This is a genomic window from Streptomyces sp. NBC_01260 (assembly GCF_036226405.1).
GTDB classification, from domain to species: Bacteria; Actinomycetota; Actinomycetes; order Streptomycetales; family Streptomycetaceae; genus Streptomyces; species Streptomyces laculatispora.
The window spans coordinates 7,123,295-7,135,396 of the sequence record NZ_CP108464.1; the positions used below are offsets into that span (position 1 = coordinate 7,123,295).

13 protein-coding genes and 5 tRNA genes are annotated in these 12,102 nt (G+C 72.3%); 11 read left to right on the forward strand and 7 right to left on the reverse strand.

From position 1 onward, the window contains the following. Nucleotides 1–39: 39 nt before the first annotated feature. Entirely contained in the window at nt 40–858 is an 819-nt protein-coding gene (locus OG322_RS31825; protein WP_123468478.1) for a TrmH family RNA methyltransferase, read from the forward strand. 85 nt (nt 859–943) lie between these two features. Here OG322_RS31825 and OG322_RS31830 read toward each other — a convergent pair whose 3' ends face one another. Further along, nucleotides 944–2,233, reverse strand: a complete 1,290-nt coding sequence (locus tag OG322_RS31830; protein ID WP_123468476.1) for a serine/threonine protein kinase — start codon at nt 2,231–2,233, stop codon at nt 944–946. A 205-nt stretch (nt 2,234–2,438) separates the two neighbouring features. On the opposite strand from OG322_RS31830, the gene OG322_RS31835 reads away from it, so the two are divergent. The 4 genes from OG322_RS31835 (at nt 2,439) to OG322_RS31850 (ending at nt 4,801) form a co-directional block, all read left to right on the forward strand. Next, the gene (locus OG322_RS31835; RefSeq protein WP_123468474.1) at nt 2,439–2,732 is read left to right on the forward strand and encodes a hypothetical protein; all 294 of its coding nucleotides are present in this window, start codon (nt 2,439–2,441) and stop codon (nt 2,730–2,732) included. Nucleotides 2,733–2,918: 186 nt separating this feature from the next. Further along, nucleotides 2,919–3,128 (forward strand): hypothetical protein, encoded by a 210-nt coding sequence (locus OG322_RS31840; RefSeq protein ID WP_123468472.1) that lies wholly within the window; start codon nt 2,919–2,921, stop codon nt 3,126–3,128. Nucleotides 3,129–3,365: 237 nt separating this feature from the next. Continuing rightward, on the forward strand, nt 3,366–4,448 hold the full coding sequence (locus tag OG322_RS31845; protein WP_443066569.1) for a phosphotransferase: 1,083 nt from the start codon (nt 3,366–3,368) through the stop codon (nt 4,446–4,448). A 68-nt stretch (nt 4,449–4,516) separates the two neighbouring features. Further along, on the forward strand, nt 4,517–4,801 hold the full coding sequence (locus tag OG322_RS31850; protein ID WP_123468470.1) for a TFIIB-type zinc ribbon-containing protein: 285 nt from the start codon (nt 4,517–4,519) through the stop codon (nt 4,799–4,801). Nucleotides 4,802–4,907: 106 nt separating this feature from the next. Here the strand turns inward: OG322_RS31850 and OG322_RS31855 are convergent. The 5 genes from OG322_RS31855 to OG322_RS31875 all read right to left on the reverse strand — a co-directional run bounded on the left by OG322_RS31855 (nt 4,908) and on the right by OG322_RS31875 (nt 5,351). Then, nucleotides 4,908–4,979, reverse strand: a tRNA-Val gene (locus OG322_RS31855). Nucleotides 4,980–5,002: 23 nt separating this feature from the next. Further along, a tRNA-Val gene (locus tag OG322_RS31860) sits at nt 5,003–5,074 on the reverse strand. 19 nt (nt 5,075–5,093) lie between these two features. Further along, nucleotides 5,094–5,165, reverse strand: a tRNA-Val gene (locus OG322_RS31865). A 1-nt stretch (nt 5,166) separates the two neighbouring features. Further along, nucleotides 5,167–5,240, reverse strand: a tRNA-Cys gene (locus OG322_RS31870). Between the two features lie 38 nt (nt 5,241–5,278). Continuing rightward, nucleotides 5,279–5,351 (reverse strand) — tRNA-Gly (locus tag OG322_RS31875). A 163-nt stretch (nt 5,352–5,514) separates the two neighbouring features. On the opposite strand from OG322_RS31875, the gene OG322_RS31880 reads away from it, so the two are divergent. The 3 genes from OG322_RS31880 to OG322_RS31890 all read left to right on the forward strand — a co-directional run bounded on the left by OG322_RS31880 (nt 5,515) and on the right by OG322_RS31890 (nt 8,303). Next, on the forward strand, nt 5,515–6,552 hold the full coding sequence (locus OG322_RS31880; RefSeq protein WP_123468468.1) for a chorismate-binding protein: 1,038 nt from the start codon (nt 5,515–5,517) through the stop codon (nt 6,550–6,552). Beyond that, nucleotides 6,549–7,370, forward strand: a complete 822-nt coding sequence (locus tag OG322_RS31885) for an aminotransferase class IV (protein ID WP_123468466.1) — start codon at nt 6,549–6,551, stop codon at nt 7,368–7,370. Before OG322_RS31880 ends, OG322_RS31885 begins: the two co-directional genes overlap by 4 nt. A gap of 96 nt (nt 7,371–7,466) precedes the next feature. Next, the gene (locus tag OG322_RS31890; RefSeq protein WP_329307307.1) at nt 7,467–8,303 is read left to right on the forward strand and encodes a GNAT family N-acetyltransferase; all 837 of its coding nucleotides are present in this window, start codon (nt 7,467–7,469) and stop codon (nt 8,301–8,303) included. 184 nt (nt 8,304–8,487) lie between these two features. Here OG322_RS31890 and OG322_RS31895 read toward each other — a convergent pair whose 3' ends face one another. Continuing rightward, nucleotides 8,488–9,003, reverse strand: a complete 516-nt coding sequence (locus OG322_RS31895) for a DsbA family protein (RefSeq protein ID WP_123468463.1) — start codon at nt 9,001–9,003, stop codon at nt 8,488–8,490. Between the two features lie 196 nt (nt 9,004–9,199). On the opposite strand from OG322_RS31895, the gene OG322_RS31900 reads away from it, so the two are divergent. From OG322_RS31900 to OG322_RS31910, 3 genes are all read left to right on the forward strand, one after another. Continuing rightward, entirely contained in the window at nt 9,200–9,661 is a 462-nt protein-coding gene (locus OG322_RS31900; protein ID WP_123469743.1) for a hypothetical protein, read from the forward strand. A gap of 230 nt (nt 9,662–9,891) precedes the next feature. After that, nucleotides 9,892–10,908 carry a LacI family DNA-binding transcriptional regulator gene (locus OG322_RS31905; RefSeq protein WP_266412525.1) on the forward strand — a complete coding sequence of 339 codons (1,017 nt, stop codon included), beginning with the start codon at nt 9,892–9,894 and terminating at the stop codon, nt 10,906–10,908. Between the two features lie 62 nt (nt 10,909–10,970). Continuing rightward, the gene (locus tag OG322_RS31910) at nt 10,971–11,942 is read left to right on the forward strand and encodes an acetylxylan esterase (protein WP_123468459.1); all 972 of its coding nucleotides are present in this window, start codon (nt 10,971–10,973) and stop codon (nt 11,940–11,942) included. Nucleotides 11,943–12,102 lie beyond the last annotated feature (160 nt).

The window sequence follows — 12,102 nt, forward strand, 5'->3', positions numbered from 1 at the left end:
ACCGTTGGCACCACACACCGGACAAGGCAGTATCAACCTGTGGCTGATCTCATCACCGTCGATGACCCCGACGACCCCCGACTGCGCGACTACACAGGCCTGACCGACGTCGAGCTGCGGCGCAGGCGCGAGCCCGCCGAGGGCCTCTTCATCGCCGAGGGCGAGAAGGTGATCAGACGCGCCAGGCAGGCCGGGTACGAGATGCGGTCCATGCTGCTGTCGGCGAAGTGGATCGATCTGATGCGCGACGTCATCGACGAGGTCCCGGCCCCCGTGTACGCGGTCACCCCGGAGCTCGCCGAGCGTGTCACCGGCTACCACGTGCACCGCGGCGCCCTCGCCTCCATGCAGCGCAAACCGCTGCCGGCCGCCGACGAACTGCTGCGCACCACCCGCCGCGTGGTCGTCATGGAGGCCGTCAACGACCACACGAACATCGGGGCGATCTTCCGCAGCGCCGCCGCCCTCGGCATGGACGCCGTCCTGCTCTCCCCGGACTGCGCCGACCCGCTGTACCGGCGCTCCGTCAAGGTCTCGATGGGCGCGGTCTTCTCCGTCCCTTACGCCCGGCTCGACACCTGGCCCAAGGCTCTGGAGACCGTCCGGGAGGCGGGCTTCAAGCTGCTCGCCCTGACGCCCGACGAGAAGGCCAGCAGCATCGAGGAGGCGGCGCCGCACCGGATGGATCAGGTGGCGCTGATGCTCGGGGCCGAGGGAGACGGGCTGTCCACCCAGGCCCTCGTCGCCGCCGACGAATGGGTGCGTATCCCGATGGCCCACGGCGTCGACTCGCTGAACGTGGGCGCGGCGGCCGCGGTCGCCTTCTACGCGGTCGCCACAGGCCGCCCGGAGAGCTGAGCCGTATCCGCGAAGTCCCGCCCGGCGTACGAAGGGCGGGCCGCGCGGGACCCTGCCGGCAGCCCTCGAAGGCGCTCCGGCGGGGCTACTGCCCGCTCTGGCTCTGGCCCGGGCTCTGACTCTGGCCCGCGCCGAGGCCGCGCGCCGGTCCCTGGCAGCCCTGGGCCGCCGCGATGCCCAGCGCCACCAGCAGCGTCACCACGACGAAGACGACGAGCCGCTGCCGCAGCAGCCGGGGGTTGGCGGGACGCCGTCCGGTCGAGGTCGTACGGGCGCCGGGCCGGGTGCCCGGCCTGCCGTTCGTCCCGTTCGCACCCTGCTGCCGCCTACCGGAACCCGTCGTGCTGCGCGGCTGCCGGTCCGGGCGTGAACCCCCGGTGCGGGGCGACGCCGGGCGTGGTCGCGCCGTCTGTCGGCTCTGCGGGCGCGACATCGGGGCGGGACCGGGCGCACGGCGGGTGTGCTGCTCGGTGTACGGGCCGTTGAGGCGGCCCGTCGGCCGGTCCGCCTCCTGCGCGGAGCGCTGGGCCGGTGGCCGGCTCTCGTGCAGCCCCTGCGCCTCCCGCGCGGCGATCTCCTTGAGCCGCATGGAGAGTTGGAGCGTGCTCGGCCGTTCCTCCGGGTCCTTCGCCAGACAGGCGCTCACCAGCGGAGCGAGTGCGTCGTGCACGTCGTACAACTGCGGCTCCTCGTGCACCACGCGGTAGAGCATTACCTCGGAACTGCCGTGCCCGAAGGGTGAATCGGCCATCGCCGCGTACGCCAGCGTGGCACCGAGCGAGAAGACGTCCGTCGCGGGTGTCACCGCCGCACCCCGCACCTGCTCGGGCGCGAGGAACCCCGGCGAACCCACCGCCGTACCGACGTGCGTGAGGGTGGACGCCCCGGTCGCCCAGGCGATCCCGAAGTCGATGATCCGCGGGCCCTTGGGGGAGAGGAGGATGTTCGACGGCTTCAGGTCGCGATGGACCACGCCCGCCTCGTGCACCGCCACCAGACCCTCGGAGAGCGCCGCCCCGATCGAGGCCACCTCGGCGGCCGACAGCGGACCCTCCTCGGCCACCTTGTCGTGCAGCGAGGGCCCCGGGACGTACTGCGTGGCGAACCACGGGCGCTCCGCCTCCAGATCGGCGGCCACCAGCCGGGCCGTGCAGCCGCCGCGGATCCGCCGGGCGGCGGACACCTCGCGGGCGAACCGCGAACGGAACTCCTGGTCCTCCGCCAGATCGGGGCGGATCACCTTCAGCGCCACCCGCTGGCCGCGCCGGTCCGAACCGAGGTAGACGACACCCATGCCGCCCGCTCCGAGCCGCCGGTGCAGCCTGAACGAACCGACGACACGCGGGTCCTCGCGCCGGAGCCGCATCATCGCCATGTCTGCCCATCCCCGCTGCCTGGTCCGCCTGACGAGGCACAGCTTACGTACCCGCCGCCCGGGGCGCTCAGAGGCCGCGCCCTCGCCGGCGAATCGATTGTCAGTGCCGGGGCGGAATCGTGAGGAGTGGTCAGGGAGCCGCGGAGCCAGGCTCCCCGGCCCGTGCGAGATCTCAAAGATCCGTCACAGACGGGGGATTGGATCAGTGAAGGGCGATCGATCCGAGACGGTCCTGGATGCCGGGAACACGACCCGTACGTATGAAGTGGTGGCCTCCGGAGCAGGCCGCCGGGTGGCGCCACCGGCCCGCCGAGGAGTGGTCGGAGTGAGTGAAGTCACGCTCCCCCGTGGCCTTGAAGGCATGGAGGTGCCCCTCTTCGGATCGGTGGTGCGCACAGCCCGCTTCATGGCGGCCGGGGTCCTCGCCCTCGTCGGGCAACCGATACCCAGGGAGGGTGCCTCCGGGGGTTCCCTCGGGGATGACCCCAAGATCCAGTAGGCCCGTCTCCACCCAGGGGAGTACGCCGGCTACCCACGGCTCATCCTCCGGGAGGCCCGGCATTCGGTACGCGGGCATGACGCCGCCCGTCCGCCGCATCCCTAATGTTGAAGTCATGCGGCGGGCGTCGCACTCGTCCCCCGAGGCCACACGCCCGCCGCTCCACATCAGGTCAGGAGAGGAACCATGGCGGACACGGCAGCGCGGACCATGATCCGCACGCAGGGACGCAGGGCTTACGCCTCGTTCGGCAGCCGCCCGTCGGCCGGCAAGCGCCACCCGCTGGTGGCGACAGCCATGGTTCTTCCTCTGGCGGCCCTGCTCACCGTCGTCTTCGGCGGCTGGGAAGCGGTGGTCACACAGGCGTCGTCCGTGGGCGTGATGCTGGGGCGCTGAGCGGCGCCCCGGGTCCGGAAGAGCGGTTCGGACCGGGACATCCGGCCAACAACCCCGTGGGGACGGGGGTGCGGCGGACGGCAGCGTTTGTCCGGTCAGCTGGGGAGCTGACCGGACATCGCGCTGTCCGGGGCCCTTTCCGCGGCCGGGGAGCGACCGGCCCTCGTGACCCGCGTACGCTCCTCGGCGGACCCGGTGCCGGCCGGGCCCGCCGATCCTGCGCCACCGGAGGAGACCGTGACCACCGCAGTCATGCGTGCGCTGGGCGCCCTCGCCCACGAAGCGGCCCATGCGCCTGCCCCGGCCGGCTGCGACTGCCCGCCGCCGGCCGTGCTCGCGGACCGGGCGGACGGCACCGTGGTCCGCAGCGGCCCCGTCGTCGCCAAGGCCCACGCTCCCGGTACGGACACCGCCGCCCTGGCCGTACGCCTCTGGCTGGCGGCCCGCCCCGGCCTGGCGGACGTCCTGCTCGCACCCTTGCCCGTGGAGCCCCCGACGGCCCCGGTGAAGGCCGCCACGCCCTTCGTCCCCTCGTCGCCGTACCTCACCGAGCTCCACGGCCGCCCGGTCAGCCTGTGGCCCCACGGGAGGCCGGTGGATCCGGGTGACCCGGACGCGGCGCCGTGGGAGGAGGCCGCCGCGCTCCTGGCGCGCCTCCACAGCACCGCGCTCCCGCCTCCCGCGCCCCCGGCCGCGCAGCCTCCCGTGCCCCCGGCGGCGCGGTCTTCCGCTACCCCGGCCGCGCGGCCGCTCGTGCTCCCGGTGATGCGGGGGCCGGCGAAGGCCGCTCTCGCCGTGGACCGGATGTGTGCGGCACGCCCCGGACATCCGTCCGTCGCGCCCGTGCTCGCGGCCTGGCGGCGACTGCCCGCCTGGGCCCGTGACGAGACCCCCGCCCCCGCGCACCGCGCGCGCTTCCTCTGCCACGGCGATCTGCACCTGGGCCAGCTCGTCCGGCACCCCGCCCCGGACGGCCGCTGGCTGCTGATCGACGTCGATGACGCGGGCACCGGCGACGCCACCTGGGATCTGGCCCGGCCCGCGGCCTGGTACGCGGCCGGACTGCTTCCGCCCGACGTCTGGTTCCGGTTCGTGGACGCCTACCGGGCCGCCGGGGGCCCAGCGCTGTCCGCCGAGGGCGATCCCTGGCCCGAGTTGGACGTCGCCGCCCGCGCCCTGACCGTGCAGACCGCTGCGCTGGCCCTCGCGAAGTCCGCGGCGGAGGCCAGGGATCCGGATGAGGTGGAACAGATGATGATCGCGGCCTGTGCCCGAATTGCGGCTCTCCCGCCCGAGTTGGCCGCCGGGCACGCGTCGTAGGGTGAACCGACCGTCGGCGGGCACGCATTCCGGCGACGGCTAACCGACGGCGAGGAGTGAGCCCGAACATGCAGTGTCCCAAGTGCCATGCACAGATGCACACGTACAACCGCAACGGCATTCAGATCGAGCAGTGCAGCGGCTGCCGGGGGATATTCCTGGACTACGGCGAGCTGGAGTCCCTGACCCGCATGGAAGCGCAGTGGACGCAGCAGGCTCCGCCTCCGCCGCAGGCCCCGCAGGCCTACCCGGCCGCCCCCGCACCCGCCTGGGGTGCCCCGCAGCAGCACCACGGCGGTCACCACGGCCACTACCGGCAGAAGAGCTTCGGCCGGATGCTCTTCTCGTCCTGACCCGGTTCGCGCGCTGCGGTCCGGACGGTACGCGTCCGGACCGCAGCGCGGCTGCGCGCGGCAACGACGAAGCCCCGGTCGTCGAGACGACCGGGGCTTCGGACTGTGCGCGATACTGGGATTGAACCAGTGACCTCTTCCGTGTCAGGGAAGCGCTCTCCCGCTGAGCTAATCGCGCAGGGTGACCCTGCGTGTACTGCGTGCGCGATACTGGGATTGAACCAGTGACCTCTTCCGTGTCAGGGAAGCGCTCTCCCGCTGAGCTAATCGCGCGGGGGTCCTTGCGGACCGGTGGACGATACTGGGATTGAACCAGTGACCCCTTCCGTGTCAGGGAAGTGCTCTCCCGCTGAGCTAATCGTCCTTGGAGGTGGAGACGGGATTTGAACCCGTGTAGACGGCTTTGCAGGCCGTTGCCTCGCCTCTCGGCCACTCCACCAGGGATGGGGGTTCGGGAAGGATCCCCCACCTTCTGCGAGCGGACGACCAGGTTCGAACTGGCGACCTCAACCTTGGCAAGGTTGCGCTCTACCAACTGAGCTACGTCCGCTTGTCGGTTCCGGTTCACTTGCGCGTCCCGGCGACGTGATGAACTCTAGCGGATTCCGGGGCCAGTACAAAAACGCGTTTGTGCAGCGTGCTGAGGTGCGCTCGCCCCGGCGCAGGTCACCGTGGGCCGTCCTAGACTCATGGACGTGTTCGACCTTGCCCCAATGGCCCGCTTCGGCGGCCTCGTCGCCTCCGGCCTGCAGGACGTGACCAGCGATCCCGCAGCCCTCGACTCGTCTGGCTTCTGGGCCGTATCTGCCGATTTCGATGGCCGGCTGGTCTGTGCCCGCTTCGCCACCGTACGCACCGCCGCGGTGCCCGCCCCGGTGCGGGGTGCCTGGCGCGGGCCCGCCGCCGGTGACTGGAACTCGTCCCTGGACCGTGCCGCCTACCTCGCCGGCGTGCGTCGCATCCGGGAGTACATCGCGGCGGGCGAGGTCTACCAGGCCAACCTCTGCCGGGTGATGACGGCCCGGCTGCCCGACCCGGCCGCCGCGGACGTGGACGCCCTCACCTCGCTGCTGGCCCGCGGCAACCCGGCCCCGTACGCAGGAACGATTCGGCTGCCCGCGCACGGCGTGGAGATCGCGACCGCGTCCCCCGAGCTGTTCCTCCGCAGGGACGGCCGCACGGTCGAGTCCGGGCCGATCAAGGGCACCGGCCGCACCGAGGACGATCTGCTGGAGAAGGACTACGCCGAGAACGTGATGATCGTCGACCTGGTCCGCAACGACCTCGGACGGGTCTGCGCCACCGGATCGGTCCGCGTTCCGGATCTCTGCGCGGTCGAGAAGCACCCGGGCCTCGTCCACCTCGTCTCCACGGTGCGCGGCCTGCTGGCGGAGGGCACCGGCTGGCCGGAACTCCTCGCCGCCGCCTTCCCGCCCGGTTCGGTCACCGGCGCCCCGAAATCCAGTGCGCTGAGGATCATCGCGGAACTGGAGACCGCCCCGCGCGGCCCGTACTGCGGCGGCATCGGCTGGGTGGACGCCGACCGCGCCACCGCCTCGCTCGCCGTGGGCATCCGGACCTTCTGGACCGACCGCACCGGGGCGGCCCCCGTCCTGCGCTTCGGCACCGGCGCCGGCATCACCTGGGGCTCGGATCCGGAACGCGAATGGGACGAGACCGAACTCAAGGCGTCCAGGCTGCTCGCGGTAGCGTCGGGCGCATACGAAGCAAACGGAAGGACCGCACCATGAGGATCTGGGTCAACGGCGAACTGCGGGCCGCCGATGACGCCCGGGTGTCCGTGCTCGACCACGGGCTCACCGTGGGCGACGGCATCTTCGAGACGGTCAGGACCACCGACGGCAGGCCCTTCGCGCTCACCCGGCACCTCGACCGGCTGGCCCGCTCCGCCCGGGGCCTCGGTCTGCCGGCGCCGGACCTGGACGAGGTGCGCCGGGCCTGCGCCGCCGTCATCGAGGCCAACCCGGCCGCCCTCGGCCGGCTGCGGATCACGTACACCGGAGGCATCTCGCCGCTCGGGTCCGACCGCGGCACAGCAGGCCCCGGACTGGTCGTCGCCCTCGGGGAGGTGAAGCGCCGCCCGGACACCACGGCGGTCATCACCGTCCCCTGGACGCGCAACGAACGCGGCGCGCTCGCCGGGCTCAAGACCACCTCGTACGCGGAGAACGTCGTCGCGCTCGCCCGCGCCCACGAGCGGGGTGCCACCGAGGCGCTCTTCGCCAACACCGTCGGACAGCTCTGCGAGGGCACCGGGTCCAATGTCTTCGTCGTCCTGGACGGCCAGCTGCACACCCCGCCGGTCGCCTCCGGCTGCCTGGCCGGGATCACCCGCGCGCTGGCGGTGGAATGGACCGGGGCGCAGGAGACCGAGCTGCCGTTCGACGTGCTGGAACGGGCCGAGGAGATCTTTCTGACCTCCACGCTCCGTGACATCCAGTCCGTCCACCGGGTCGACGGCAGGGAGCTGCCCGGCGGCCCCGGCCCGGTGACCACCAAGGCCATGAGCGTCTTCGGCGAGCGGGCCGGCAACGACCTGGACCCGTAGGCCGGGTCCGCGAAGTAACGGCCGCCCGCCCGCGCGATGCGGGGGCGGCCGAAAATGCGGATGACGGCTCCGCGTTCGGGGGATAGAAATCCCCTGATGACCACCACACTCCGGCCTTCCGGGCCGATCCAGTCAGGCGCCGACGGCGCACAGGAGCGCGCGTACGACGTGTGCGACAACGGGCGGCCCGTCGGCGCCGTCGAGATCGGCACCGAGCCGGGGCCGGCCGGCGGAGTGGGCCTGCTGCGGTCCCTGCGGATCGACGAGCCAGTCCGCAGGCGCGGCCGGGGGACCATCGCCGCCCTGGCTGCCGAAGAGGTGCTGCGCGGCTGGGGCTGCACCCAGGTGCGTACGGAAGTCGCCGCCGCCGAAACCGCTGCGCAGCGGCTCGCCTCCGCGCTCGGCTACACCGAGCGCAGCAGGAACATGATCAAGTCGCTGCCGTCGGTCCCCCCGGCCCTGCCCGGCCGGCTGACCGCACGCCCGATGACGCCCGGGGAGTTCGCGCGGTGGCAGGACGGGGCCATCGCCGCGTACGCGGAGAGCCTGGTCACCCGGGGCACCTCGCGGGAGACCGCTCTGCGGGCCGCCCGCACCTCCCACGCCGGGCACCTGCCGGACGGCCTGGCCACCGAGGGCGCCCATCTGCACTTCCTGCTCCACGACGGCGAGCCCGTGGGGTACGTCTGGGTGGCCCGGTTCGAGATGCACCCCGGTCTGCTCGTCGGCTACGTGTTCGACGTGGAGGTGAACGAGGAGTTCCGGGGCCGGGGGTACGGGCGGGCGCTGATGCTCCAGGCGGAGCGCATCGCTCTCGCGGCGGGCGACGAGCGGCTGGGCCTGCACGTGGTCACGGCCAACACACCCGCGGTCCGGCTGTACGAGTCGCTGGGCTACGAACCGACCCAGTACAACCTGACCAAGCAGCTCTAGGGCCTCTCGTTTGGATCAGGCCGGGCTCACGGGGTCCGGCACGCACATCTGCGGCGTTGTCGTCGGTCGCCAATGCTCCGCATTGACTCCCTCCTCCGCCCTGCAGCTGCACGCACCGGACCCCGCTCCCTGATCCGGTCTGATCCAAACGAAAGGCCCTAGGCCCTGCGCCGCGCCCGGGGCCTCAGCCCTGTCCGGCGAGCAGCCGGTCGGCGATCTCCTCGATCCGCTCTCGCAGGCCTTCCTGGCTCTTGCCGCCGTCCAGCCGCTCTCCGCCGATCACATAGGTCGGGGTGCCGGTGACCCCGATGGCCTTGCCCTCGGCCTGGTCGGCGTCGACGATCAGCAGGTGCCGACCGTCGATCAGGGCGGTGTCGAACTCCTCGGCGTCCAGGCCGAGTTCCTCCGCAACCTCGATCAGCAGCGGCTCGCCGCCGCGGCCGAGGTCGGCGGTGCGGGCGAGCACGGCCTCGATGTACGGCCAGTCCTTGCCCTGCGCCGCGGCCTCCTCGGCGGCCTGCGCGGCGGCGTAGGCGTGCTTGTGCTTCTCCAGCGGGAAGTGCCGCAGCCGCACCTCGATCCGGTCGCCGTACCGTGCCCGCAGAGCGTGCACATCGGTGAGGGCGTGGTGGCAGTCGGGGCACTGGAGCTCGCACCAGAGGTCGAGGACGACCGGCGCTGCGGGGGTGGGATCACTCATGGGGCCAGTCTCCCAGGGCGTACGGGAGAGCCTCGACCGGCACCGGCCCGGCGCGGGCCGTCCCGCCGCCCGCCCGCACGGCACCTGGGGAGGATCCCGGCCCTGATATGTCCCTGATGTGGGCTCCGGGCGTGGCCCCGAGCACATGGACAGGTGCAGGATGGAAGGGACGTTTCCCCTGCGCCTGGAGGCACTGATGCTTGCCGAGACCATTTGTTCCGCGGCGTCCGCGGCGGGCCTGGGCATCGCCGCCGTCACCGCGTACCGGAAGCGATTCCTCGCGGCGACCAGGATCGCGGCCTACTCCCTGATTCCGATCGGCCTGGTGCTGACCGGTGTCGTCCAGTGGGTCACGGACATCGCGTTCAAGCCGAGCGTCTGGCTGGGCTTCGGCCTGCTCGGGGTGGCCTGGCTGCTGTTCATCACGACCCGCGCGGTCGAACGGCGCGGGGGCGGCACCCGCAAGGAACGCAAGGCGGCCGCCCGTGCCGCGCGCGGCGACGCGGTGGCACCGGCCGCCTCGGCCCCCTCGCTGGGGGCAGGTGTCCCGGCGGTCCGGCCCCAGCAGCGGGAGAAGTCGAAGCAGCAGGCCGCCGCGAGCGGATCGGGCGAGGACTTCAGCGACATCGAGGCCATCCTGAAGAAGCACGGCATCTGAAACACGGCATCCGGTCCGCGCCCGCACCGCCGGTCCCCGCACCTGACTGCGGGGGAGTGGGAGAGTGGGGGAACCGCGCTGATATGAATCGATTCACGCATGATCCTTGACGGTGTTCGGGGATGGGGCTAGCGTCCCGAACGGATTGAATCAATTCACTCACGCCCGTCCGTACGATGGGGTGACGCCGCTGGACCAGTGCGGCCAAGGGCACCAGTGGGGCAGGACAAGTGGCGCGTGTGGCAGGGATCAAGGATGTGGCCCGGCAGGCCGGGGTCTCCGTGGGCACGGTCTCCAATGTGATCAACCGTCCGGAGGCCGTACTTCCCGAGACGCGTGCGCGGGTGCTGGCCGCCATCGAGGACCTCGGCTACGTCCGCAGCGAATCCGCTCGCCAGCTCAGGGCGGGACGCAGCCGGATCATGGCCCTGCTCGTCCTGGACATGGGCAACCCCTTCTTCGTCGACGTGGCCCGCGGGGCCGAGCGCGCCGCCCGGCAGGCGGGCCTCGGTGTCATGGTCTGCAACAGCGGCCAGAGCCCCGCGGAAGAGGCCGAGTACCTCGGACTCTTCGCGGAGCAGCGGGTGTGCGGCGTGCTGGTCACTCCGGCCGACGCGACCGGCCGCAACCTCGAATCCTTCAGCCGCCACCGGATTCCCTACGTCCTGGTGGACCGCGTCGCATCCGGCACCGGGACCTGCGCGGTCTCCGTCGACGACGTGCGGGGCGGCGCCCTGGCCGTCGGGCACCTGGTCTCGGCCGGGCACCGCTCGGTGGCCTACGTCAGCGGACCGGGTGACCTGCACCAGATCAGGGACCGCCGCACGGGCGCGCTGTCGGCCCTGGCCGAGGCGGGGCTGGAGCCCGAGGCGCTCGTCGAGATCCCCTCCGACCGGCTGGACGTGGCGGCGGGACGCGACGCCGGGGCCCGGCTGCTCGGCCTGGTGCCCCGCCCCACCGCGGTGTTCTGCGCGAACGACCTGCTCGCCCTCGGCGTGCTGCAGGCCCTGTACGCGGCCGGGGTGCGGGTGCCGCAGGACATCGCCATCGTCGGATACGACGACATCGAATTCGCCGCCGCCGCTGCCGTACCGCTCACCTCGGTCCGCCAGCCGGCGGTCGTGATGGGCCGGATGGCCGCCGAACTCCTGCTGGAGGAGGCCGAGGACGACGGCCACCACGAGCACCGCAGTGTGGTGCTCCAGCCGGAACTCGTCGTGCGCGCGTCGAGCTCAACCCCCCGCTGAGGCCGCCGCCCGCCCTGCCTTCTCTCTGTCGTTCCCTTCCGCCTGCCCGAAACGGAGACGCCGTGCCCCTTTTCGACCTGCCCCTGGACCAACTCCGCTCCTACCGGCCGGAGTCCGGTGAGCCGGACGACTTCGACGCCTTCTGGCGGCGCACCCTCGAAGAGGCTTCCGCGCACCCGCTGGATGCCGAGTTCACCGCGTACGACGCGGCGTTGAGCAAGGTCGACGCCCATGACGTGTCGTTCGCCGGCTGGGGCGGGCACCGGATACGTGCCTGGCTGAACGTGCCCGCCGGCGCCGAGGGCCCCCTGCCCACCGTCGTCCACTACCTGGGATACGGCGGCGGGCGCGGGCTGCCGCACGACCACCTGGTGTGGCCCGCCGCCGGATGGGCCACCCTGCTCGTGGACACCCGGGGCCAGGGCGCCGTCAACAACAACTCGCCGGGCTCCACCCCGGACCCGCACGGCGGCGGCAATCCGCAGTCGCCCGGCTTCATGACCCGCGGCATCCTCGACCCCGACGAGTACTACTACCGGCGGGTGTTCACCGACGCGGTCCGCGCCGTCGAGGTGGCCCGTACCCACCCGGCCGTCGACCCCGACCGGATCGTCGTGCACGGCGGCAGCCAGGGCGGTGGCATCGCGCAGGCGGTGGCCGGGCTCAGCCCCCACGTCAAGGCCGCGCTCATCGACGTACCGTTCCTGACGCACTACCGGCGCGCCGTCGAGATCACCGACCGGGACCCCTACCAGGAGATCGTCCGCTTCCTGTCCGCCCAGCACGGCGTCTGCGAGCAGGTGTTCCGGACCCTCTCGTACTTCGACGGCATCAGCTTCGCCGCCCGGGCGACGGTACCCGCGCTCTACTCGGTGGCGCTGATGGACACCGTCTGCCCGCCGTCCACCGTCTTCGCCGCCTACAACCACTGGGCGGGTCCCAAGGAGATCGAGGTCTATCCCTGGAACAACCACGAGGGCGGCGGTTCGGCCCACCGAGGGGCGCAGCTGCGTATGCTGCGGGACCTGGGCTGACCGGCGACGCGGCGCGGGGAGCGCCGGGCCTATCCGAATACGTGACGGGCGGTCGGACGCCGGAGCGATTGTGGTCACCACGTGCGGGGTGAACTCCCCTGACAAAAAGGCGTATTGATCGCCAACGGGGGCCGGCCTGCGTCATGATCGTCCGGAGATG